This is a genomic window from Flexivirga sp. B27 (assembly GCF_052905685.1).
The window spans coordinates 245,706-268,880 of the sequence record NZ_JBPYUM010000005.1; the positions used below are offsets into that span (position 1 = coordinate 245,706).

Sequence of the window (23,175 nt, forward strand, 5' to 3'; positions counted from 1 at the left end):
CGCTTTGCCCGGTGTTGCGTCGGTGGCTGGTGTGCGTGCTGTCTATCGCCATCGTCGCCGTTGGCGGGTCCTACCTCATTTCCTTCCTGACCCAGTGGCCCGCGGCCAAGCAGATCCACCAGCCCGGCCCGCTCATCGTGATCAGCCAGCCGACGCTGTCGTGGGACCAGGTCAGCGAGAAGCGAACCCCACACCTGTGGAAGCTCGCCGAGGAGGGCGCGGTCGGGGCGCTGGCCACCCGCAGCCTGAGCTCGCACTCCTGTGACGCACAGTCCTGGCTGACTCTCGGCGCCGGCAAGCGCACCAGTGAGAACACCCGGGTCCCGATGACCCCGCCGGGCGAGAAGCCCGAACCGTGCTGGATTCCCTCGCCGCCCACCACGATCACCAGTGACGCGCCGTCCGGCGACGGAGCACCGGCGGTCTACCCCCTGTGGCAACGCGTCCGCCACCGTGCCCTGGAGCGCAGTGTCCCGGCGGACCCCTCGCACATCGCGACCCGGCTGCAGGGCGCCGGCCAGTGCATCACTGCCGCGGGCCGGTTCGCGCCACTGGCGGCGACCAACCCGCAGGGCCGGGTGGAGCACTACGTGGCCGACCCCGCCACCGTTGACGTCAACGCGTGCCCCATCACCTTCGTCAGTCTGATGACGCCCAACGACACGTTGATGGAGCGCATCCTGGCCAAGGCCCCCGCGAACGCCACCATCGTGGTGGCCGGCCTCTCCGACGCGACCGGGCCCGAGGTCCTGCACACCGTCGTGATCAACGGACCGGGTGTCCCCCACGGCCTGCTCACCTCCAACTCCACCCGGCAGCCCGGCGTGCTGCAGCTGACCGACCTGTCCGCGCTCGTCTTCTCCCGGCTCGGGGACAAGGCGCCGCACCAACCCGAGGGCCGCCGCCCGGCGGTGCAGCCGCGCGACGACCCCACCAGCGCGATCACCGACGCCGGGATGGTCGCGATGCAGCTGCGCATCGAGCACGGCCTGTCCGCCGACTTCCTGACCCGCTTCGTGCTCGCGATGGTCGGGCTGCTCGGCGCCGGGGTGGTCTGGTGGTGGGTCCGCCGTCGCCGTGCGAAGAAGTCCGGCGAGCCATTGCAGCCCAGCGCGGCGCTGCGGTGGTGGTTCAGCGGGTGTGCCGCGATCACCGCGTCGATGCCGGTCAGCACCTGGCTGATCGGGCTCGTCCCGTGGTGGGCCGCGCCCGAGCCACGCACCGCCCTCGGCTGGGGCGTCGTCGGCATCGCCGCGCTCATCGGCGCCCTGGCACTGCTCGGCCCGTGGCGGCGCTGGCCTATCGGTCCACCGGTGTTCATCGCCGTCGTGACGTTGTCGGTGCTGCTGTTGGACGTCATACACGGCACGCCGTTGCAGTTCGTGTCGATGATGGGTCTGCAGCCGGTGTATGGCGGCCGGTTCTACGGCATGGGCAACGTCGGCGACGCGCTGATCGCGACGTCCGCGCTGCTGATCTGCGCCCTGCTGGCGGGAGTGCTGGTCCGTGCAGGACACCGCAAGCTGGCGGCGGCCACCGTGATCCTCATCGGGCTGGTGACGTTGCTGATCGACGGCACGCCGGTGTGGGGCGCCGACGGCGCCGGCCCGCTGGCAATGTTCCCGGCATTCGCCTATCTGGCGCTCAACGCCGGCGGCCTGTCACTGACCTGGCGTCGAGCCGCGCTCATCATCGGATCGGCCGTCGCGATCGTCGGCACGATCAGCGTGCTGGACTATCTGCGGCCGCCGCAATACCGCACGCACCTGGGCGATTTCGTCGCGCAGATCCGCTACCACGGTGACTTCTCCGGCCTGGAACGCATCGTCATGGCCAACTGGGTGATGCTCAAGAGCAACGTGCTGACCGCGCTCGTGCCACTGATCCTCGTGCTGTCGATCGTGGTGTTGCTGACCCCGTCACGCTGGCCGGGCCGGGTGCTGCTGCCCCTGGTCGAGCGCATCCCGATGCTCGGTCAGGGACTCGCCGCGATCGTGGTGTGCTGGATCCTCGGCTTCGTCTCCAACGACTCCGGTGTCTCCATCCCGCCGACCGGGATGCTGCTGCTCGCACCGCTGCTCATCGTGCTGGCCACCGCACCGAACGGGGACCAGCCGGTCGAGCCGGCGACCGGGTCGCTGGCCCACCCCAAGCAGCCGTCGGCCCCGGATGCTGACGTGGAGACTGCTGGTCCCGGCTCGGTCAGCGGATCGTGATCTGACGCGACACGAGCCCAGCGCGGGCCCGCCGCTCGGCGTCGGTCAGTGCCTCGCCGCCGCGCACCGAGGCGAGCGCCTCGTCGAACCGGCCGGCCAGCTCACCCATCGCCGCGTCGTATGACGCACCCTCCGCCTGCGCGTCGACCTCCCAGACCGGGACGAGCAGACCGCAGGTGCGGAACGCTCCGAGCAGCCGACCCTCGCCGAGGGCGTCGTTGCCGGCCGCGTGCAGGCGGGCCAGCGCGGCGGTCGCTTCGTCCTCGCCGTGCGCCAACACCCAACGGACATAGGTGCGTTCGCCGATCCGGCACCAGTAGGCCGACTCCGCCGACGGCAGTGCGACGGTCGGTGTGATGGCGGCGTTGGCCTGCTCGAGGGATGCGGCCGTCGCGTCGTCGAGGTCCTGCTGGTCGACCCAGAAGTCGAAGCCGTCGTGCAGCTCGATCTGCGGGGCGTCGCCGGTGAGCAGATCCTGCAGGCGTGGCGTCTCGGCGGTCACGGGCGGTGTCTTGGCCACCGGCTGACCGGGCTCGGCCTCGACGGTGCCGATGAGTGCGGCGGCAAGATCGCGACTCAGGTCACCGGACCCGGCGCCCGACTGGGTGGCGATGAACCGCTCACCGTCCGCACGGTGCAGGCCGGCCCAGGCCAGCGGGAGCACGGTGGCAACGGTGGCGGTGTGGTCGGCGCCGTCATGGGAGAAGGACAGCTTGGCGGTCGCCGCGGGCAGGATCTCGCGCATCGCGACCCAGCCGGTCTCCCCCGGAAGTCCTTCGAACGGTCGCGCCGCGAACGGCACCCGTGCTGCGCGTGCGGCCTTCTTGTCTGCGCCCTTGCGGCGTGCTGCCTTGCCCATGACGCAAACCCTAAAGGTCGCCTGCGCTGCGGATGGCGTCGGTGACCGCTGCGAGCGCCAGCAGCCGGACCACGTCCACGTGCGCCTCGACCTGCCCGGTCGCGGCGGCGACGAACGCGTCACCGTCGAAACGCGTGTGCGGCGGGGTGATCGCGCGCGCCAGGCCGTCGTGCGCGCCCTGGGCGACGATGCGGCAGCCGACCTTGTCGAGCCGGGCGTTGGTGACCACCGTGCCGATCGTGGTGTGCGTGCGATCGAAGTCGAAGAGCTGCTGCAATGCCCCGACCGAGGCCGTGTCGACCGGTCCCGTGCCGTCGTCGACGTCGCCGAAAGCGTTGACCGCCAACAGTGTCCACACCACGACGTCGCCGAGACCCCGGGTCGCGGTGTGTATGCCGCCGGGTCGTGCGCCGTCCGGCCCGCGCCAGTGTCCGACCATCGCGCCGGTCCCTGCCCCGACCTGTCCCGTCGCCGGGTCGTCGCTGGTGGCTGCGGCGGAGGCGGCATAGCCCTGGCCGGAGGCGGGGCGCACGGAGCCGTCACCGACGGCGAGGTCGAAGAGGCCGAGCGTCGGCACGATCGGGACCGCGCCGCCCGGGGTCGGCACTCCACGGCCGAGCTCCTCCATGTGTCGCATCACGCCGTCCGCGGCAGCCAGCCCGAAGGCGGAGCCGCCGGTCAGCAGCAGTGCGTCGATACTGGTGACCGACTTGTCCGGCTCCAGCAGCGCCAGCTCACGGGCGGCCGGCGCACCGCCTCGACACTCGTATGACGCCACCGTGCCGACCGGGAAATGGATTGCGGTGCAACCGGTTCGGGCCTGTGCTTCGGTCCAGTGACCGACCTTCACACCGTCGATCGGGATCCCCGTCGGACTCGTCATACGTGCTCCTTCGACTGGGCTCAGATGCGGCGCTTATATCCGGCGCCGGGACGCGCCGCCGAGCGCGGCCCACACCATGGTGTGCCCGTCCTCGTCGTTGACGCCCCACTCGTAGGCGAGGGACCGCACGATGCGCAGCCCGCGACCGCTCGGGGCCCAGTCGGCCTGCGGTTTCGGTTTCGGCTGCTTGCCGGAGCCGCCGTCGGTGACCTCGATCTCGACCCTCGGTGGGCGGGCGCGCCAGCGGACCCGGACCGTGCCATCGGGCAGCGGGCGCCCGTGCAGGATCGCGTTGGCGACCAACTCGGCCACGACCGTCTCGGCCTCTTCGACGACGGAGTCCGGCAGCTTGCCGCTGCCCAGGTCGGCGATGACCTCCTCACGGACCCGCGGGACGGAGTCGATGGTCCACGGCAGTCGCACCGTCCGCACCCAGGGCTCGGACTTGCGCTTCTCACTCACTTCGTGGACACCTTTCATCGATTGGCCGAAGAGTCATCATGCCGGATCGGTCATTCAGCGACCCGCGTAGGCAGCATCGACCATCTCACGCACGAGCGCCGGCTTGTTGGAGATGATCGCGTCGACACCGATCTGCAGGCACAACTCGATGTCCGGCTCCTTGTCCACGGTCCAAACGTGCACCTGATGGCCGTAATGGTGTTGTCGGGCAACGAATTCGGGGTTGCGGCGGATCATGCCCATCCGTGGTCCGGCGATCGCGACGTTGGTCGGCAGCCCGTCCCGGAAGCGCGGTGAGGTGCTGACCTCGATCAGTTGCACGCGCTGGACGTGCGGAGCCAGCTTCGCCATACGTTGAATCGCCATGGAGGAGAACGACATCACCCGGATCACCGGTTTGCCCGGACCGGGGCGCAGCAGGTCGAACTCGCCCAGCACGTCGACCAGCCGCCGCTCGACCTCACCGGCATACCGGGTGGGGTGCTTGGTCTCGATGACCAGGTCCGGCTTGCGCTCGCTGGCCAGCACCGAGCGGATCAGCTGCCGCAGGGTGAGGATGTTGGCGTGGTGTCGGTCCGGGACCTCATCGTCGTCGCCGTGGGCCTTTTTCCAGCTGCCCCAGTCCATGCCCTCCAGCTGCGCCAACTCCAGCGACGAGACGACACCGTGCCCGTCGGAGGTGCGATTGACCCGTCGGTCGTGGACACACACCAGGTGCCGATCGGCGGTCAGCCGGACGTCGCACTCCAGGCCGTCCGCGCCCTGCTCGATCGCGCGCTCGTAGGCGCCGAGAGTGTGTTCGGGATTGTCGTGGCTGGCCCCGCGGTGAGCGATCACCTTGGGCGGGCCGCCACCGAGCGGTGAGCCGACTGTGCGCACGCCCCCATCGTTGCAAACTTGCGTGTGGGTATGACGAACGACCCGCGGGCGTAACCTCGCGGTCGTGCGCTCGCCCCAACCGGCGACCGTTGCCGGTTATGCACGGGAAACGGCCCGAAACCCACACCCAACCGGCGACCGTTGCCGGTTGTGCACGGGAGGGGACCGCCCGACCCTCAGCGGCCGGTGAGCAATTCGGTCACAACGGTGACGTCATGGAAGGGCACGTCGCCGGTCGCGAGGTGCTGCACCCGCTCGTGACCCTTGCCGGCCACCACGACGACATCACCGGGCCGTGCCTGCTGCAGCGCGGCGTCGATCGCGGCCCGACGGTCGATGACGATCGTGGTGTTCGCCGGATCGGCGCCGGCCATCACCTCGTCGGCGATGTCCTGCGGATCCTCGTGGTAGGCGTCGTCGGTGGTGATGATCGCGACGTCCGCCAGCTCCGACGCGACGGCGCCCATCTTCGGGCGCTTGTCGCGGTCGCGGGCGCCCGCGGCGCCATACACACACAGCAGCCGGCCGTTGCCGGCCACCTCGCGCGCCACCTCCAGCACGGCACGCAGGCCGATGTCGGTGTGTGCGTAGTCGACGACCACCTCGAAGCCGCGATCGACGGCTGCGGGCACTCGCTCGAATCGCCCTGGCACCTGGTTCATTCCGCTGACCGCGCCGGCCAGCAACTCGGGCGACATGCCCATCTCGAGGGCGATGGCGGCGGCGCCTGCGACGTTGTGCACGTTGTAGTCACCGAGCAGCGGGATGCTGAGCGTCAGTCGCTCGCTGCGCGGGGTCACCAACTCGAAGACGGTGCGCACGCCGTCGCGACGTTCGTCCTCGATGCGGTAGTCGGCTGTCAGCGCGGACCCGAAGGTGAGCGTGCCGTCGATCTCGTGCGCGAGCCGCGCGCCCCACTCGTCGTCGGCGTTGGCCAGCTTCGGTCCGTCGGTCCACTCGAAGAGCTTGCGCTTGGTCAGGTAGTAGGCCTCCATCGTCCCGTGCAGGTCGAGGTGGTCGCGCGTCAGGTTGGTGAAAAGCGCTGCGGCATAACGGGTTCCGTCAACTCGGTGCAGGTGTATGCCGTGTGAGCTGGTCTCCAGGACCACATGCTGCAGCCCGGCGTCGCGCATCCGCGCGAGGTTCGCCTGCACCAGCGGGGCCTCACCGGTGGTGCGCACGGCGGTCTCGTGCTCGGTGCCGATGATGACCTCTGCGGTGGTCATCAGCCCGGTCGTGGCCTCGCCGTATGCCGCGGTGAGGATCGCGTGCAGCACGTAGGAACTCGTGGTCTTGCCGTTGGTGCCGGTGACGCCGTAGACGGTCAGATCGTGGGAGGGATGCCCGGCGAGCTCGGTCGCGAGCGCCGCGAGCGCCACCCGGTCGTCGGGCACCACGGCGGTCGGGATGCCGTCGATCGGCTCCTCGGCGACGACCAACGCGGCCCCGCGCTGCATCGCCTCCGGCGCGAAATCGGCACCGCGGGTGGTGAATCCGTTAATCGCGACGAACGCACCACCAGGCACGACGGCTCGCGAGTCATGGGTCACGGCGACGATCGGCCCCGCGAGCGGCGGCACGTCGACACCGAGCACCCGCGCAACAGTTTTCTGGTCCAACGACACCGTCGGAGCGTACCGGTCCCGACCGGCCAGAGCGGCGCGGGGCGGGCCCGGGCGAGCCGCGGTCGCTGTCGCTTTCTGCACCTATCTACTGTCGGTACAATATTTGGATATACGGCCACATCGACCGCACGGCAAAGATCACGAACAGGTTTCAGCCGCAGCGCGCTGTGGGAGGTTCGCGCCAGCCGTGCCACACTCGCCGTTGGGCGACGGTGAGATGCCCCGCCGGTCGTCCTGACCCACCGGTAACATTCCCGGTCCGGACCGCTCCGCCGTCACCGACTCGAAAGCGCCATGACAGAGCACGCACACGACGTACCGCCGCGCCCGGCGTTCGTCCTGCGAGTGCAGAACGACGCGCACGGGGCACCCACCGCGTGGCTGGACGACGAGCAGGTCGCCATACCGCCAGGAGTCGGCACCCATCGCGCGCTCATCCGCGAGGCGCGCCGGCGCGCCGACCGCACGCGGCCCGGCGAGACCATCCGCGTCATCGGTATGACGCAGGACGGCGACACCTTCCACCTGGCCATCGGGCCGGACGGTGACGCGTGGGAGGTCCCGGCACCCGACGAGCACGCATCCGACGCGCACGCCCCGCAGCAGCAGGATCACGGCCCGGATCATGTCCCGGACGATGTCGCGCACGTCATCGAGCTGCAGGAGCACGACGACCAGCTGATCGGCCTCGTCGACGACGAGCAGATCCCGCTGACCCGCGGCGAGGATCCCTACGACCAGCTGTTGCGCGTCGCCCGCGAGCGCGCCGACACGCACGCCGCCGGCCGGACGGTGCGCGTGGTGGGCCGCACCCCCGACGGACGGGTCTGGCACATCGCCCTCGCCCCGGACGGCACACCGCAACGGATCCCCGCCGCCAGCCGCGCGGCGTCGAAGGTCCCGCCGGAGCACCCGGCGATCGCGCAGGACGAGCCGGTCAACGCATTCCGGCCGCTGCAGGACGGCGCGCAGGAGGATCGTGCGCAGGACTCCCCGGAGCACGAGGAGATCCCCGACGAGCCGGAGCCGCAGCCGGCATACATCGACCACGACGCCACGGAGCCACAGACCGAGCCCGTCGCGGCACCGACGGCGGCACTCACCGACGACTTCGGACGGCCGATCCCCACGACCACGACCGAGGTCGGCGCGCACCGCGACTACCAGCCCGGTGCCGACGCCGGGTCCGACCGCGAACCCGACCTCTACGCCGAGGACGAGCCGGAGCCGACGTCGTCCGCCCGGACGACCCGACGCACCTTGTTGCTCGGCGGCGCCGGGGCGCTGGTGCTCGTGGGTGCGGCTGCCGGCGGCTTCTTCGCGCTCCGTGACGACGACACCAAGACCGCGCCGACACCGACCGTGAGCGGCACCCAGCTGCCCGACGGCATCAGGGCGCCGGCCGGCCTTCCGTCGAGCTACCTGTGGTCCGTCGTGAAGCTGTCCGACGTGGCGCCGCAACTCGCGGTGACCGAGAAGCAACTGATCTGCACGGTCGACAACGACACCACCGGCGGCACCCAGGTCGTGTCCTTCGACGCCGAGACCGGGAAGGCGACGTGGAAGGCCGACCTGCCCGTCGAGGCCGTCGTGTCCCACGGTCCGACGCTGGTGCCGATCGACGGCACGCAGTCCGTGCTGATCGGCACCCAGAATCAACTACTCGCCTACCCGCTGTCCGGAGGCGATCCCAAGACCTGGCCGCTGGAGCCCAAGTGGAGCGTCGCGCTCACCCGCAGCGGGGTCATCATCACCAAGCCGGACGACGACAAGAGCGCCTTCATCCTGTATGCCGACAAGCTGGTCCGTCGCGCACTGCCGGAGGGCTCGAACCCGGTCGCGGTGCTCAGCGGCGGCACGCTGGTGGCGACCGACTCGCGCGGCCGGGTCTGGCTGGTCAAGGATCCGAAGAAGGTTCCGAAACCCAAGAAACTCAAGGCACCCCGCAACACCACGCCGGGCACCTTCGTCGCCGCGACCGGCGATCAGCTGGTGACGGCGTTCGTCCCCGACGACGACTCGGAAGCCTCGCTGGTGCGGGCCTTCTCGTTGCCGAAGCTGCGCCCGCGGATAACCAGCGCACCGATCAAGCCGGCGGTCTTCCCCAACAACTTCATGCTGGCGCCGGACGAGAGCTGGGCCGTGGCCGGCAACACCTGGATCGACATGACCACCGGGGACAGTCATGTGATCGCGTCGAAGTGGTCGCCCATCGCCATCTCGCAGCACAACAGCTGGAGCAAGTCCGGTGACAACGTGCTGACCGCCACCGAGCAGGGCAAGTCCCTCGGACCCGCCAAGCAGACCTCCGGTCAGGTCAGCATCCCTCGCGGCGGCACGAGCAAGGTCGCCTACTGCGTTGCCTCGATCGGCAGTGACACCACGCTGTATGCCGTCCCGCTGAAGGATTAGTCACCGCGCTTCGGCGTTTCGCCGTGCACAGCCCTCGACTGTTGAGGCTTATGCACGCGACACGGCGCCTAGCTGCGCACAACCCGCGACTGTTGAGGGTTATTCACGCGACACGGCCTCCAGGTGCGCACAACCCACGACCGTTGAGGGTTATTCACGCGACACGGCGTCCACCCGCGCACAACCCGCAACCGTTGAGGATTATGTGCAGGTATGCCGGGGCGCGTCCCGGCATACCTGACCTTCGGCGACAATGACGTCGTGCTGACGGCAGGGTTGTTCGTGGTCGCGGTGCTGCTGGTGTGGCCGGTCCCGCGACTGCTGCCGCGGCTCACCGTGCTGCAGCGCGTGCCCGGACCGGCTCTGCTGCTGTGGCAAGCGATTTCGTTGTCCGCGATCTTCGCTTCGGTGTGCCTGGCGCCACTGGCGATCCTGCAGACAGTGCGGGACGGGCGGCAGATCCCCGAGCCGGAGGCGAACGTGCCATTGCTGATCGTCGGCCTGTTCATCTCGGGGCTGATCATCGCCCGGTTGCTGCTGCAGGGTCATCGGATCGGGCGCTCGTTGCGCGCGTCCCGGCGCGAGCATGCCGAGCTCGTCGACCTGTTGGGTGATCCGCGGTCGGAGGCGCCATACCCTGCGGCGGTGACAGTGTTGGCGCACCCGACTCCGACCGCCTACTGCATCCCCGGCCGCAGGCAGCGAGTTGTGTTGACCGACAGCACGATTCACGCACTGCCCGAGGACGAGCTGGCCGGTGTCCTGGCTCACGAGCGAGCGCACCTGCGACTGCGGCACGACCTCGTCCTGGAGTTCTTCACCGTGCTGCACACCGCCGTGCCGCGGGCGATCCGCAGCGACCGTGGGATGCGCGAGGTGCGGCTGCTCATCGAGCTACTCGCCGACCGTGCCGCGTGCCGATCGGTCGGGCCGGTCGCGGTGGCGCGCGGGCTGGTGCACCTCGCCGGGGGTCCGCACCCGGACGCCACGCTCGGCATCGGCGGCGCACCCGCCGCTCGCCGGATGGAGCTGCTCGCCGATCAGCGGCCGCACCGGGCGCTGGCGACGATCGTCCTGTGTGCGGCGGCGCTCGTGCTGCTCGGCACCGGTGTCATCGCGTGGGGTGCGCTGCTGGGGTTGGGCTGAGCTGCAGGCTCAGCGGTGGTGCTTGCGCTCTACGTCGGCCAGGCCGGCACGCAACACGTCGAGGTCCTCGGCGGACGCGTTGTCCAGGAAGTGCAGCAGTGCCGCCTTCCGATCGTCGGGCGCCAGCGGAGCCAGGCTCGACTGCAGCACCTCGGCGGTCAGCGCGTCCCTGGTCGACGCCGCGCGATAGCGCCACGCCCGTCCGGCGCGCTCACGGCTGACGAGGTCCTTCTTGGCCAGCCGGTCCAGCACGGTCATCACGGTGGTGTAGGCCAACTCGCGGTCGACCAGCCGCTCGTGCACCTCGCGGACCGACAACCAACCGTCCTGCGGGAGTGCCCACAGCTGCTCCATCACCGCGCTCTCGAGCTCACCGAGCTCGGATCGTGCCTTCCTCACCACGACACAGTATCCTTACCCGCCGGTATGGCGCGCTCGCGCCCCGATCCGGCGACTCGTGCCTTCCCGCTCAGCGACCGGTCGGTCCCGGACGCAGCTCGGAGGGCGAACTCCCGGTGCGGCTCCAGGTCGGCAACCGCCTGGTGCGACACGACGACGACGGACGCGTCGGGTGCCGCCATACGCAGATCGCGCAGGACGGCACGGGCCGTCGGCGAGTCCAGGTGAGCCACCGGCTCGTCCAGCAGCAGCACCGGCCGCCCCGAGAGCAACGCGCGAGCGATCGCCAGCCGGGTGCGTTCGCCGCCGCTGACGGTCCGGTCCGCATCGAGCTCGGTGTCCAGCCAGTCCGGCAGCGCGGCCAGCCACCGCCCGAGTCCGGCATCGACCAGTGCCCGGGCGACCGCTGCGTCATCGGCGTCGGGTCGCGCGAGCAGCAGGTTGGCACGCACAGTGCCGGCGAAGACATGCGGCTCATCGTCCACGATCGCCAGCCGTGACCGTATGTCGGCCAGCGTGCTGTGCTGCACGTCGACACCGCCGAACACGTAGCTGCCGCAGTCGGTTTCGAGGTGCCGCGCAAGCACGGCCAGCAGGGTGGACTTGCCGGCGCCGTTGGGACCGGTGACGCTGATCCGTTCGCCGGCCCTGACGTGGAAGTCCGGCACGGCCAGGTCTGCCGCCTCGCCCGTCCACGACGCGCGGACGTCCTGCAGTCGTATGTCGGTGCGCGCTCCCTCCGGACGTTCGGCGACCGCGCCGGGCGTTAGATCCTGCACGCCGGGTCGCTGATCGGTCAGGCGACCCAGCCGACGGTGCGCCCATCGGCCACGCGCGGCGGCGCCGACCGCGTCCGGCACCGCGGCCAGCACGTCGGTGAGCGCGAGCGGGCCGAGCACGAGGAGAGCGGCGATCGGTGCGTCGAGACGCCCGTCGGCCAGACCCTGCTGCGCGACGACCGCCGTGAGCACCGTCGCGACACCGGCGAATGCCGTGGTGAGCGCGACGCCGACGGAGCGGCCACGTGCCTGCCGGACGACAGCACGAGTGCTGTCCCGAGCAGCATCGTCGAGGTCGGCAAGCAACGGTGCTGATGCCGAGATCGCTTGCACCGCCGGGAGATTGGTGGTGATCAGTGCTGCTGCGTCGTGCACTCTCGCTCGTGCGTCGACGGACTGTCGCTGGCCGGCGCTCTCCAGCCGATAGTCCCACCAAGCGACGGCCGCCAGCACTGCGAGCGCCGCCGCGAGCACCAGCCCGCTCGGCGGGTGCAGCACAAAGACCACGGCAACGGTCAACACACCGGTCAGCGCTGCGCCGAGCAGTGGGACCAATGCACGCACCTGCACGTCAACTTCGTCGTCCAGATCGCTGACCGCCCCGGTCAGCACGTCCGCGCGGCGACGACGCCCCAACGCTGCCGGGGTGAGCGGGATGAGCCTGCTGAACAGCGCGGCACGTCGTCGGACCAGGTCCCCCAGCGCGGCGTCGTGGGAGCCGATCCGCTCGGCATACCGCAGCACCGGCCGCCCGATGCCGAATGCGCGGACACACACGATGGCAACCATCAGAGTCAGCACCGGCGGTCGCGTGCTCGCCTGCACGATCAGCCATCCCGAGGTCGCGGTCAGCGCCACGCCGCAGACGGATGCCAGTGCTCCGACGACGGAGGCACGCAGCACGCCAGGGGCGGGGCGCCATACAAGAGTGGCACCATCAACGGCGGTCCCTGAGGAGGTCGTGAGGGACGAGCGACCGTCTCGAAGGGCCCCCGCTGCGCTCCCCCGCTCCCCGGAGATGGCCGAGGAGCGAGGCACGAGCGTCTCGAGGCCCTCAACCGAGATGGTCGAGGAGCGAGGCACGAGCGTCTCGAGGCCTTCGAGGTGAATCTCCTTGTCCGCCAACGCGATCAGGCTCTCGTCGTGCGTGGCGATGACGACGGCGCGGTGCGCCGCCAGATCGCGGACGAGTCTGCTGACTGCCGGGCGCATTGCCTGGTCGAGGTGCGCGGTCGGTTCGTCCAGCAGGATGACCGACGCATCGGACAACCTGGCGCGGGTGAGCGCCAGCAGTGCCCGCTGCCCGGCCGACAGCCCGAAGCCGTCGTCTCCGAGCACCGTGCGCAGCCCGTCGGGCAGCCTCCGCAACGGCTCGGGCAGCCAGTCGGTGCCCTGCGGGAGCACGTTGCCGCCGAGCACGAGGTTGTCGGCGACCGTGCCCGGCACCAGGAACGGCCGCTGCGTCACGTAGTGCACCGTCGCGAGCCGCTCGATCGATCCATGGGTCGGCGCGCGGACGCCCGCGAGCAGGTCCAGCATCGTGGTCTTGCCGCTGCCGGACGGCCCAGTGAGGACGGTGAGTCCGGGCTCGCAGTCCAGGTCGAGATCATGCACCACGAGGTGCCGCGAGCCGGCATGCCGGTAGCCGAGGCCGCGTGCACACAGCGTCGTGCCCGCTGCGTCGGACCGCGTGGCTCGTCCGTCGTGCTCGCCCAGCAATTCGTCGATGGCCTGGGCACCGTCGGCGGCGGCGTGGAACTCCTGGCCGACCCGTCGGATCGGCCAATACGCCTCCGGCGCCAGGAGTATGGCGACCAGACCGACGTGCAGATCCATCCCACCACTGACCAGCCGCAGGCCGACCGCGACGGCCACGATCGCCACCGAGATGGTCGCGAGCAACTCCAGGGCCGCCGAGCTGAGGAACGCCGTGCGCAGGGTCCGCACCGTTGCCCGCCGCCAGCGCTCCCCGACCGCGCGCACCAGCCCCACCTGATGCTCCGCCCGCTGGTAGTTCACCAGCGTCGGCAGCCCGCGCATCACATCGAGGAAATGCCCTGTCAGCCGGTCGGTCTCGCGCCATCGGGCCGCCGTCTCGTCCCGTGTGTGCATGCCGATCAGCGCGGCGAAGAGCGGCAGCAGCGGCAACGTCAGCAGCACGATGAGCGCGCTGACCCAGTCGGTGACGGCCAGCGCCACCAGCGCGAGCACGGGCACGACCGCCGCGCTGATCAACGCCGGGAGGTAGCGGGCGACATACGGCTCGACGGCCTCCGGGCCCTTGGTGGCACGCGTCAGCATCACCGTCTCGCCGGGCCGGCTGTCGACGGTGCCGAGCAGCCACGCTCCCAGCGTCCGTCGCCGCAACCTGGCAGCGACCGACGAACCGGCCCACGCGGCAACGCGTTCCGCCGTCGCTCCGAGCACAGCGCGCACACCGAAGACGGCGATCACCAACATCGACGGCCCGAGCAGCAGCTGGTCCCGCACGACGGCGACGACGAGCGCCGCGATCGCGAGCGCCTGGCCGATCGCCAGCACACCCTGCAGGACGCCGATGGCGCCCAGCACCACCAGCGGGCGCCGGACACCGGGATCGGCTCGCAGCAGTCGCGGATCGAAGGGTCGCATCAGCGCGTCCCGGTGCCCGTCTCAATGCTTGTCCGGATATCCACTGGCGCGAGCGGATCGGTCTGCGGCGCAATGTGATCGATCGAGATCCGCTTGCGGAAGACCCAATAGTTCCAGGCCGAGTAGAGCACCGCGATCGGGGTGAAGACGAGCGCAGCACCGGTCATGATCTGCAGCGTCAGGTGCGAGCTCGCCGCGCCCGTCACGGTGAGGCTGTATGCCGCGTCGGTGGTGCTCGGCATGACGTCCGGGTATGCCGCCAGGAAGTAGCACGCCACGGTCGCGCCGATCGTGACGAACGTCCCGGAGAAGGCGATGCCGTCACGGCCCAGCCGGTCGGCGAGGAACGCTCCGACGAATGCGACCACCCCGATTGCGGCGACCAGCCAGGACCAGACCGTGCCAGTGTGCACGTTGACCCACACCAGCAGCGCGATCGCGAGAACCGCTGCCACCGGGGCAAATCGGCGTGCCGCAGTGCGCGCTTCCTCCCGGATATCACCGCTCGTCTTGAGTGCGAGGAAGAACGCGCCGTGCACCAGGGAGACGGCCACCAGGGTCAGCCCACCCAGCAGGCTCATCGGGTTGAGCAGGGTGAAGAAGTTGCCGGTGAAGTTGCCGTCGGCATTGACGGGGACGCCGTGGATCAGGTTGGTGAGCGCCACTCCGACCAGCAGCGGCGGCAGCACCGAGCCGCCGATGATGACGGTGTCCCAGCCGGCGCGCCACCGGTCACTGTCCCGCTTGTAGCGGTAGTCCAGGCCCATGTTGCGCAGGATGAGCGCGACGAGGAGCAGGAGCATGGCGAGGTAGAAACCGCTGAACATCGTTGCGTACCAAGCGGGGAAGGCTGCAAACATCGCGCCGCCGGCCGTGATCAGCCAGACCTCGTTGCCGTCCCAGAACGGCCCGATGGTGGTCAGCATCAGCCGCCGCTTGGCGTTGGTCTCCTCCTTGGAGCGGCCGCGGCCGATGATCGCGAGCAGCATGCCGACGCCGAAGTCGAAGCCCTCCAGGACCAGGTAGCCGGCCCACAGGACACCGATCAGGATGAACCAGAACGTTTCCAGAGACATCGCGAATTCCCTTCAGTCTCAGTAGGAGAACGCCAGCGGTTCGTCGTCCGCCGTCTGTTCCGTGGGTTTGTAGGGGTCCGCGCCGCGCCGGGTGTAGTCGAGCATCAGCTTCACCTCGACGACGGCCAGGGCGGCATACAGGATCGTGAAGACGACCATCGAGGTGATCACCGTGCCGGCTGTGACGCTCGGGGACACTCCCGAGGAGGTGGTCATGACGCCATACACCAACCACGGCTGGCGTCCGGTCTCGGTGAAGATCCAGCCGAAACTGTTGCCCAGCAACGGAAGCAGCGGTGCGACGACACCGGCGAAGACCAACCACCGCGGCACCTCCGAGCGGCCCTTGCGCGTCAGCCAGAGCACGACGACCGAGATGGCCGAGGCGAGCATTCCGATGCCGATCATCAGCCGGAAGGACCAGTAGGCCAACGGGATGTTGGGGGTGAAGACCGCGTCGGCGGGTTGCACGTAGCGTGCGGGCTCACCGCGTTGCTCCGCGGCCTGGGAGATCTGTCCGGGCAGTTCGCGCTTCAGGTCGTCGATGCCCTCGACCTTGCCATCGAACGACCCGGTCCCGAGGAAGCTCAGGACGCAGGGCACGGTGACGGAGAATTTCTCGTGCTCGCCGTCGAGGGATCCGATGGTGAAGATCGAGAACTCCGCGCAGCTGTCGCGGGTCTGGTAAAGCGCTTCTGCCGCAGCCATTTTCATCGGCTGGACCTCGGTCATCACCTTGCCCTGGGCATCGCCGGAGATGGAGACGCCGATGCCGGCGATCAAGGTCACGACGGCGCCGACTCGGGCCGCCTTGCGATACATCTGCTTGTCGTGCCCATGGCGCCGCATCGACCACAGCCCGACGCCCATCACCAGCGCGCCGCCGCAGAGGTATGCCGCGGTCAGCACGTGCGGGAAGGTCACCAGCTGCACCTTGTTGGTGAGCACGGCGATGAAGTCGGTCAGCTCGGCGCGGCCGGTCTGCGGGTTGTACTTGTAGCCGACCGGATGCTGCATGAAGGAGTTGGCGGCGAGGATGAAGTATGCCGACAGCACCGTCCCTATGTGCACGATCCAGATGCAGGCGACGTGGATCTTCTCCGGGATGCGCCCCCAGCCGAAGATCCACAGGCCCAGGAAGGTCGACTCCATGAAGAACGCCAGCAGCGCCTCGAAGGCCAGCGGCGCACCGAAGATGTCACCGACGAACTTGCTGTAGTCGGACCAGTTCATCCCGAACTGGAACTCCTGGACGATGCCGGTGACCAGGCCGAGCGCGAAGTTGATCGTGAAGAGCTTGCCGAAAAACTTTGCCAATCGGAGCAGTTCGGGGTTCCGGCGGCGGAGGTACCACGTGTGGAAGCCGGCGACGATCGCCGACAGTCCGATCGTGATCGGCACGAACAGGAAGTGGTAGACCGTCGTGATGGCGAATTGCCACCGCGCCAGATCGAGGGCGTCCACGCCGTCTCCTCCGTTGACTACTACGTGATGTCGTAATCAACGGTACTACTACTTCCGGTAGTAGCGCCACGCCCCCACCGAGCGGACACACAATGCACTGAGCGGACACGAAAAGCGGGGCGATTTTCGTGTCCGCTCAGTGGTGATCGTGTCCGCTCGGTCGAAGGGGCGGCGGCAGTTCGGCGCCGCAGCGCGTCAGAGGACGTCGTGGGGATGCGGCTCCCGCAGCCGTGACTTGAGCCGGTTGAAGACGGCCTCGAGGACGGCGACCTCGTCGGCATCGAGATCGTCCAGGAACAACTCCCGCACCGCCATGAGGTGCGACCGTCCCGAGTCGTCGAACTTCTCCTTGCCGGCAGCCGTCATACAAGCGTGTATGACGCGCGCGTCGCCTGCGTCCCGCTCCCGGCGGACGAGCCCGCGCTTCTCCAGCACGCCGATCTGATAGCTCAATCGGCTGCTGGAGAAGACCATGCCGCGGGCGAGGTCACCCATCCGCAGCCGGCGGTCCGGTGCTTCGTCGAGCAGCAGCAACAGGTTGTATTCGGCCAGTGTCAGATCGGAGGTCGCCCGGAACTGGTCGTCGAGCGCGTTCTGCAACAGCACGCTCGACTCGAAGTAGGAGCGCCACATGTGCACACGGGAGGTCGCCATCGGATCGATTCTAACTTCAAATTTGAGAGGTTATGGTGGTCCGATGACGACCATGCAGACCATCGAGCCTCGCGAAGTCCCGCTCGGTGGATTGCGCGCTATGACGGTCCGACGCACGCTGCCGCACCGCGAACGCACCCTGGTGGGCGCATGGTGTTTCGTTGACCATTTCGGCCCGTCCACGACCCCGATGGACGTCGCGCCGCACCCGCACTGCGGTCTCCAGACCGTCACCTGGATCTTCGAGGGGCAGATCGAGCACCGCGACAGCGCCGGCAACGTGCAGCTGATCAACCCCGGCGAGGTCAACCTGATGACGGCCGGCGACGGCATCAGTCACTCGGAGGTGTCGCGCTCTGACAACCTGCGCGGCGTGCAGCTGTGGGTCGCGCAGCCGGACGTTGATCGCGCCGGCAGCAACGGATTCGACCACTTCGTGACGCCGGTGACCGAGCTGCCGGTGATGGCCGGTCAGGCCACCGCTCGCGTCTTCGTCGGCGACTTGGCGGGGGCCGCTTCGCCGGTCCGCACCTTCAGCCCGCTCGTCGCCGCGGAGGTCGAGCTGGCGCCCGGCACTGCCGTCGACGTCGCGGTCGACCCGGACTTCGAGCACGCGGTCCTGCTGGACGACGGCGACCTGACGATCGCCCCCGGCGACGCGCTGGAGGAGGAAGCGCTGGCGCTACGCCACGCCGACCTCGGCCTCGTCGACAGCGGCCGCGAGCACATCCGTTTCATGTCCGGCGACTCCGCGGTCCGCGCGGTCCTCATCGGCGGTGTGCCGCTCGACGAGGACATCATCATGTGGTGGAACTTCATCGCCCGCACACACGAGGAGATCGTCGCCGCGCGTGACGAATGGCAAGCGGACTCAGGGCGATTCGGCACCGTCGAGGGGTATGACGGCCCGATCGACCGCATCCCGGCACCGGAGATGCCCCCGGTGCGACTGAAGCCACGCAAACCCCGCCCCAAGCTGGTCGAGTAGCGGAGCCACCCAAGCGGGTCGAGTAGGCCGAGCCGCTAGGCGAGGCCGTATCGAGACCACAGGAGGTTTCGATACGTCTCCTCCGCTTCGCTCCCCCGACTACTCAACCACCTTGATTCACGCACCCAAGTTGGTCGAGTAGGCCAAGCCGCTAGGCGAGGCCGTATCGAGAGGCGCGACCTGACGTGGCCGAGGAGCGAGGAACGAGCGTCTCGAGGTCCCGCACGTCAGAGGGACCTCGAGACGTTCGCTCGTTCCCCTTCGTGACGCCCGCTCGTTCCTCGCGCGGCTCCTCAGGGCGGAGCTCACGAACTCCTCGGCCACCTCTCGGTGCTAGGCGACGCGGTGCTCGGGTGACTTGGTCAGCGACGGGTCACGCTGCGCGAGACCGCCGAGCGCGTCATCGATCCGGCTCAGCACGTCGGCATCCAACTTCACGCCGGAGGCTTGGACGTTCTCGGTGACCTGCTCGGGGCGGGACGCGCCGATGAGCGCGCTGGCGACGTTGTCGTTCTGCAACACCCAGGCCACGGCGAGCTGCGCCATGGTCAACCCGAGGTCGGCGGCGATCGGCACGAGTTGCTGCACACCGGTGAGGGTTTCGTCGTTCATGAACCCGGAGATCGTGTCAGCGCCACCCTTCTCGTCGGTGGCGCGGCTGCCTGCCGGCGGCTGCTCGCCCGGCTTGTACTTCCCGGTCAGGATTCCCTGGGCGACCGGCGACCAGACGATCTGCGAGATGCCCAGCTCCTTGGACGCCGGCACGACCTGCTCCTCGATGACCCGCCACAGCATTGAATACTGCGGTTGGTTCGAGGTCAGTTGGAAACCCAGGTCTTTCGCGAGTTTGTGTCCCTCACGCAGCTGCTCGGCGGTCCACTCGCTGACGCCGACATACAGCACCTTGCCGGCCCGGACGAGGTCCGCGAACGCCTGCATGGTCTCCTCCAGCGGCGTCTCGTAGTCATAGCGGTGCGCCTGATAGAGGTCGACGTGGTCGGTGCCGAGCCGCTGCAGCGACCCGTTGATCGACTCGGTGATGTGCTTGCGCGACAGACCGGTGTCGTTGTGGCCCTTCGGGCCGGTCGGGAAGTAGACCTTCGTGAAGATCTCCAGGCTCTCCCGGCGTTGACCCTTGAGCGCTTCACCGAGCACGCTCTCCGCCGCAGTGTTCGCGTAGACGTCCGCGGTGTCGAACGTCGTGATGCCCGCGTCGAGTGCCGCGCGAACGCACGCGATCGCGGCGTCGTTCTCGACCTGCGACCCGTGGGTCAGCCAGTTGCCGTAGGTGATCTCCGAGATCTTCAGACCCGAATTGCCGAGGTAACGAAAGTCCATGTGATCACCGTACGTCGCGGCTCAGGAAGCAGCTTGCACGACGTCAGCGGTCTGCGGCCGATCGGCCGACGTGAGGCGAGCGGGGAGGTTCTCCCAGCCGCGCAGGATGCGCGTCGGGCGTCGCTCCGCACCGGGCAGCAACTCGACCTGTCCGAACCGGTCGTAGAACGCACGCAGCGCGACTTCACCCTCCATCCGGGCCAACGCCGCACCGAGGCAGTAGTGCCGGCCGGCCGAGAAGGAGATGTGGTCACGGGCGTTCGCACGTTGTATGTCGAAGCGATTCGGCTCGTCGAAGACCGCCGGATCACGGTTGGCTCCCGCGAGCACCGTGATCACCAATTCGCCTGCCCGCAAACGCTGTCCGACGATCTCGGTGTCACGGCTCACCTGCCGGCCGGTGAGCAGCACCGGCGGGTCGAAGCGCAGCACCTCTTCGACGGCGTTCGGCCAGCGGCTCGGATCGTCGCGCAGCATTTGCTGCTGCTCCGGGTGCTCGTCGAGCAGCCGGATCGCGTTGCCCAGCAGGTTGACCGTGGTCTCGAACCCGGCGGCCAGGACCAGCCCGGCGGTCGCCTTGAGCTCGCGCTCGGTGAGGTGCTCCTCCTCGTCGCTGACCCGCACCAGTTGGCTGAAAAGGTCGTCGCCCGGGTCCCGTCGCACCTGCGCGAGATGGTCGGCGAGCCAGGCGTCGAACTCGTCGAGGGCGTCCTCCACCTCGACGAAGTCGCGCCAGCGCAGCCCCATGTCCAGACTCGGAGCTGCCAGCGTCCCGAGCTTCAGCACGAGTGCGCGGTCGCTCGCGGGGACACCGAGGATCTCCGAGATCACCTCGACCGGCAGCTTCGCGCAGTAGGACTCGACCAGGTCGACGGGGCGGTCAGCCGGGATCTCGGCGAGCAGGTCGTGCGCGATCTCCTCGGTGCGCACGCGCAGCTTCTCCACGGCGCGTGCGGTGAAGACCCGGGTGACCAGTTTGCGGTAGCGGGTGTGGTCCGGAGGCTCGACGGCCAGCAGCGAGGGAGACTCCACCGGGTTGAGCCCGTCACGCTTGGCCCAGCGGCCTACCTTGCCGAGGAGCGTGCGCTCCTCGAAGACGAATCCGGCATGAACATCGTTGCTGCTCAACGTTTCTCGCACCGCTTCGTGCCCGACGGTAATGTGTCCGAGGCGCCACCGTGCCATCGTGCCCGCATCGCGGATCTCCTCGATGAGCGGCAACAGCCCCTGGGTGCTGACCCGCTCGGCCTCGGTGGTCATGCGCCCCTGGAAGTCGCCCTTGCGTGCGGCGACACGCATCAGGCCGCCGGGCAACCCGTGGCCGAGTCCCCAGCGCACGCCGCGCTTCATGCTGTCTGCTGTCCTCATCACGCCTCCGCGTTTACGACAGGTGTAGTGACTCACTTCACAGTAGGCGCGAATTCGGCGGGGCGCCACCCCGGGCCGCTGCGAAAGACGCGAATCAGCTCGCAGCCGCACGACGTCGCCGTGTGTACTCCGCGAGCGCTGCGTCGAGATCCTTCTCTGCGAATGACGGCCACATCTTGTCGCTGAAGACGATCTCCGCGTGTTGGCTCTGCCACGGGAAGAATCCCGAGATCCGGTGCTCACCGCTGGTGCGGACCACCAGGTCGATGTCCTTGATCGGTCCACCGGGAAGGCGGTCGGAGATGGCGGCGACGAGCGCATCGTCCTCGACATCGACCCCCTCGGCCAGCAGCCCGCGGACCGCGTCTCGGACAGCCTCCTTGGGGTCGTAACCGATAGCGAGCGTGAGGTGGGATCGACGGTTTCGTGTCACTTCGACCGCATCGCGTAGTGCAGTCGCGCACGACTCGGGCAGTAGCGCGAGGTCGCCTGCGATGTGCAGTTGCCAGTCACTCCACTGCCGAGCCTGGACCGGCACGACCGACTCGATGAGCCGAAACAGGTAAGCGACCTCGTCGGCATCCCGCTTCCGAATGTTGTCCGCCGAAAGGACGTAGACACTCACATGCTGTATGCCGCGCTCGGTCAACCACCCGAGCACGTCCTCGAGGTGATCCGCGCCGGCACGATGCCCTTCGCTGACCCGTGCCAGTCCCGCAGCACGCGCCCACCGGCGGTTGCCGTCCATGATCAGCCCGACGTGTCTGGGCATCTCGACGACGGTCGACGCTGAACTCTTCATACACTGATTCTCCCAGCGCCGACCCGTCTACGGTTGCAGCCATGCCACGGGATGAAGAACCTGACACTTCGACCAAGCGGGCTCGAGCACTCGGACTGGCGCCGGGTGTCGGAACGCCGGGTCCGACGAACACGATCGTCGACGTTCCCGGAGTGCGGGTCGGACACGTGACGATCCATGACGGCACCAGGTTGCACACCGGCGTCACCGCCATCGTGCCGGATGCGGTGGACATCGCAGGCGGTCGGCTCCCAGCGGGACTGTTCGTCGGCAACGGCTACGGAAAACTCGTGGGCGCAACGCAATTGGTGGAGCTGGGTGAGCTCGAGACGCCGATCGTGCTGACGGGCACGCTGTCCGCGTTCCGCGTCGCCGACGCGCTGGTCACCTATGTGCTGAGCAAACCCGGCAACGAGCACGTGGAGTCGCTCAACCCGGTCGTCGGTGAGACCAACGACGGCTACCTCTCCGACATACGCAGCCGACCGATCACCGAGACGCACGTGCTGGAGGCGCTGCGCTCGGCGACCGTCGACCCGGTCGAGCAGGGGTGCGTCGGCGCCGGGACCGGAACCGCCGCACTCGGCTTCAAGGGCGGCATCGGCAGCTCGTCGCGCGTCGTTGACCTCGGCGGGCGATCCTGCACACTCGGAGTGCTCGCGCAGACGAACTTCTCCGGGACACTCACCGTGCGTGGTGTGCCGATCACTCCGCAGGACGCGCTCGGTGCGACGTGTGACCAGCAGCCGCAAGGCAATTCGTGCATGCTGATCGTCGCGACCGACGCCGGACTGGACGCTCGACAACTCGCCCGGGTCGCCACCCGCGCGGTCTTCGGTATGGCGCGAGTCGGCTCCGACTTCGCGCAAGGCAGTGGCGACTACGCGATCGCCTTCGACACCGGGGGGCGTCGCGGCATACCCGACCAGCACCTCAACCCGATCTTCTTCGCCGTTCAGGAAGCTGTCGCCGAAGCGGTGCTGGACTCACTCTTCCTGGCGACCACCACGCACGGTTTCCACGGGCACACCAAGCACGCCGTGCCGCTGGATGTCGTGCGCGAGAAGTGCGCAGCAGCAGGCGTTCTCACTCCGTCGGTCGAGTAGCGAGGGGAGGAGCAGGCGGGGTCCCCGCGAAGTATTTGGAGGAGCGAAGCGGGGGAGGAACTTCGTGGGGTGCCGGAGCGGGGGAACT

The 23,175-nt window shown here is 68.9% G+C and carries 18 protein-coding genes; 5 read left to right on the forward strand and 13 right to left on the reverse strand.

All coding sequences use genetic code 11. The features are described 5' to 3' along the window. The first annotated feature begins 11 nt into the window (after nucleotides 1-11). Nucleotides 12-2,216 carry a hypothetical protein gene (locus ACSZL9_RS17945; RefSeq protein WP_446666884.1) on the forward strand — a complete coding sequence of 735 codons (2,205 nt, stop codon included), beginning with the start codon at nucleotides 12-14 and terminating at the stop codon, nucleotides 2,214-2,216. Here the strand turns inward: ACSZL9_RS17945 and ACSZL9_RS17950 are convergent. The 5 genes from ACSZL9_RS17950 to ACSZL9_RS17970 all read right to left on the reverse strand — a co-directional run bounded on the left by ACSZL9_RS17950 (nucleotide 2,203) and on the right by ACSZL9_RS17970 (nucleotide 6,924). Continuing rightward, nucleotides 2,203-3,075, reverse strand: coding sequence for a DUF5926 family protein (locus tag ACSZL9_RS17950; protein ID WP_446666885.1), 873 nt, complete (start codon nucleotides 3,073-3,075; stop codon nucleotides 2,203-2,205). The two genes, ACSZL9_RS17945 and ACSZL9_RS17950, sit on opposite strands and share 14 nt — an antisense overlap. A gap of 10 nt (nucleotides 3,076-3,085) precedes the next feature. Further along, nucleotides 3,086-3,958 (reverse strand): P1 family peptidase, encoded by an 873-nt coding sequence (locus ACSZL9_RS17955; protein WP_446666886.1) that lies wholly within the window; start codon nucleotides 3,956-3,958, stop codon nucleotides 3,086-3,088. Between the two features lie 33 nt (nucleotides 3,959-3,991). Further along, complete coding sequence (locus ACSZL9_RS17960) at nucleotides 3,992-4,420, reverse strand: ATP-binding protein (protein WP_446666887.1); 429 nt, start codon at nucleotides 4,418-4,420, stop codon at nucleotides 3,992-3,994. A gap of 54 nt (nucleotides 4,421-4,474) precedes the next feature. Continuing rightward, entirely contained in the window at nucleotides 4,475-5,299 is an 825-nt protein-coding gene (locus tag ACSZL9_RS17965; protein ID WP_446666888.1) for a glycerophosphodiester phosphodiesterase, read from the reverse strand. 176 nt (nucleotides 5,300-5,475) lie between these two features. Continuing rightward, entirely contained in the window at nucleotides 5,476-6,924 is a 1,449-nt protein-coding gene (locus ACSZL9_RS17970) for a UDP-N-acetylmuramoyl-L-alanyl-D-glutamate--2,6-diaminopimelate ligase (protein WP_446666889.1), read from the reverse strand. A gap of 294 nt (nucleotides 6,925-7,218) precedes the next feature. Between ACSZL9_RS17970 and ACSZL9_RS17975 the strand changes: the two genes are divergently transcribed. Next, nucleotides 7,219-9,336, forward strand: coding sequence for a hypothetical protein (locus ACSZL9_RS17975; protein ID WP_446666890.1), 2,118 nt, complete (start codon nucleotides 7,219-7,221; stop codon nucleotides 9,334-9,336). A gap of 213 nt (nucleotides 9,337-9,549) precedes the next feature. Further along, nucleotides 9,550-10,482: a M56 family metallopeptidase gene (locus tag ACSZL9_RS17980; protein WP_446666891.1), complete on the forward strand. Its 933-nt coding sequence runs from the start codon at nucleotides 9,550-9,552 to the stop codon at nucleotides 10,480-10,482. Nucleotides 10,483-10,491: 9 nt separating this feature from the next. On the opposite strand, the gene ACSZL9_RS17985 is transcribed toward ACSZL9_RS17980, so the two are convergent. The 5 genes from ACSZL9_RS17985 to ACSZL9_RS18005 all read right to left on the reverse strand — a co-directional run bounded on the left by ACSZL9_RS17985 (nucleotide 10,492) and on the right by ACSZL9_RS18005 (nucleotide 17,485). Continuing rightward, nucleotides 10,492-10,881 carry a BlaI/MecI/CopY family transcriptional regulator gene (locus ACSZL9_RS17985; RefSeq protein ID WP_446666892.1) on the reverse strand — a complete coding sequence of 130 codons (390 nt, stop codon included), beginning with the start codon at nucleotides 10,879-10,881 and terminating at the stop codon, nucleotides 10,492-10,494. Continuing rightward, the gene (gene cydC, locus ACSZL9_RS17990; protein ID WP_446666893.1) at nucleotides 10,878-14,291 is read right to left on the reverse strand and encodes a thiol reductant ABC exporter subunit CydC; all 3,414 of its coding nucleotides are present in this window, start codon (nucleotides 14,289-14,291) and stop codon (nucleotides 10,878-10,880) included. The genes ACSZL9_RS17985 and cydC overlap by 4 nt, the downstream gene beginning before the upstream one ends. After that, a complete protein-coding gene (cydB, locus tag ACSZL9_RS17995) occupies nucleotides 14,291-15,367 on the reverse strand; it encodes a cytochrome d ubiquinol oxidase subunit II (RefSeq protein ID WP_446666894.1) in 1,077 nt (358 codons plus the stop codon). Before cydB ends, cydC begins: the two co-directional genes overlap by 1 nt. An 18-nt stretch (nucleotides 15,368-15,385) precedes the next feature. Continuing rightward, nucleotides 15,386-16,831, reverse strand: a complete 1,446-nt coding sequence (locus tag ACSZL9_RS18000; protein WP_446666895.1) for a cytochrome ubiquinol oxidase subunit I — start codon at nucleotides 16,829-16,831, stop codon at nucleotides 15,386-15,388. Between the two features lie 195 nt (nucleotides 16,832-17,026). Next, complete coding sequence (locus tag ACSZL9_RS18005; RefSeq protein WP_446666896.1) at nucleotides 17,027-17,485, reverse strand: MarR family winged helix-turn-helix transcriptional regulator; 459 nt, start codon at nucleotides 17,483-17,485, stop codon at nucleotides 17,027-17,029. 43 nt (nucleotides 17,486-17,528) lie between these two features. Here ACSZL9_RS18005 and ACSZL9_RS18010 point away from each other — a divergent pair, with 43 nt between their 5' ends. Then, nucleotides 17,529-18,473, forward strand: coding sequence for a pirin family protein (locus tag ACSZL9_RS18010; RefSeq protein WP_446666897.1), 945 nt, complete (start codon nucleotides 17,529-17,531; stop codon nucleotides 18,471-18,473). Nucleotides 18,474-18,806: 333 nt separating this feature from the next. Here ACSZL9_RS18010 and ACSZL9_RS18015 read toward each other — a convergent pair whose 3' ends face one another. The 3 genes from ACSZL9_RS18015 to uppS all read right to left on the reverse strand — a co-directional run bounded on the left by ACSZL9_RS18015 (nucleotide 18,807) and on the right by uppS (nucleotide 21,981). After that, entirely contained in the window at nucleotides 18,807-19,811 is a 1,005-nt protein-coding gene (locus ACSZL9_RS18015) for an aldo/keto reductase family protein (protein ID WP_446666898.1), read from the reverse strand. 21 nt (nucleotides 19,812-19,832) lie between these two features. Then, nucleotides 19,833-21,179, reverse strand: coding sequence for a cytochrome P450 (locus tag ACSZL9_RS18020; protein WP_446666899.1), 1,347 nt, complete (start codon nucleotides 21,177-21,179; stop codon nucleotides 19,833-19,835). A gap of 94 nt (nucleotides 21,180-21,273) precedes the next feature. Beyond that, a complete protein-coding gene (uppS, locus tag ACSZL9_RS18025; protein WP_446666900.1) occupies nucleotides 21,274-21,981 on the reverse strand; it encodes a polyprenyl diphosphate synthase in 708 nt (235 codons plus the stop codon). Nucleotides 21,982-22,022: 41 nt separating this feature from the next. Here uppS and ACSZL9_RS18030 point away from each other — a divergent pair, with 41 nt between their 5' ends. Then, on the forward strand, nucleotides 22,023-23,087 hold the full coding sequence (locus tag ACSZL9_RS18030) for a P1 family peptidase (protein ID WP_446666901.1): 1,065 nt from the start codon (nucleotides 22,023-22,025) through the stop codon (nucleotides 23,085-23,087). Nucleotides 23,088-23,175 lie beyond the last annotated feature (88 nt).

What these genes read in the sequence shown, in the direction of transcription:
- ACSZL9_RS17950 (WP_446666885.1), bottom strand. Translation starts at nt 3,075, where the DNA reads ATGGGCAAGGCAGCACGCCGCAAGGGCGCAGACAAGAAGGCCGCACGC.
- ACSZL9_RS17955 (WP_446666886.1), bottom strand. Translation starts at nt 3,958, where the DNA reads ATGACGAGTCCGACGGGGATCCCGATCGACGGTGTGAAGGTCGGTCAC.
- ACSZL9_RS17975 (WP_446666890.1), top strand. Translation starts at nt 7,219, where the DNA reads ATGACAGAGCACGCACACGACGTACCGCCGCGCCCGGCGTTCGTCCTG.
- ACSZL9_RS17980 (WP_446666891.1), top strand. Translation starts at nt 9,550, where the DNA reads ATGCCGGGGCGCGTCCCGGCATACCTGACCTTCGGCGACAATGACGTC.
- cydC (WP_446666893.1), bottom strand. Translation starts at nt 14,291, where the DNA reads ATGCGACCCTTCGATCCGCGACTGCTGCGAGCCGATCCCGGTGTCCGG.
- cydB (WP_446666894.1), bottom strand. Translation starts at nt 15,367, where the DNA reads ATGTCTCTGGAAACGTTCTGGTTCATCCTGATCGGTGTCCTGTGGGCC.
- ACSZL9_RS18005 (WP_446666896.1), bottom strand. Translation starts at nt 17,485, where the DNA reads ATGGCGACCTCCCGTGTGCACATGTGGCGCTCCTACTTCGAGTCGAGC.
- ACSZL9_RS18010 (WP_446666897.1), top strand. Translation starts at nt 17,529, where the DNA reads ATGACGACCATGCAGACCATCGAGCCTCGCGAAGTCCCGCTCGGTGGA.
- ACSZL9_RS18015 (WP_446666898.1), bottom strand. Translation starts at nt 19,811, where the DNA reads ATGGACTTTCGTTACCTCGGCAATTCGGGTCTGAAGATCTCGGAGATC.
- ACSZL9_RS18020 (WP_446666899.1), bottom strand. Translation starts at nt 21,179, where the DNA reads ATGAGGACAGCAGACAGCATGAAGCGCGGCGTGCGCTGGGGACTCGGC.
- uppS (WP_446666900.1), bottom strand. Translation starts at nt 21,981, where the DNA reads ATGAAGAGTTCAGCGTCGACCGTCGTCGAGATGCCCAGACACGTCGGG.
- ACSZL9_RS18030 (WP_446666901.1), top strand. Translation starts at nt 22,023, where the DNA reads ATGCCACGGGATGAAGAACCTGACACTTCGACCAAGCGGGCTCGAGCA.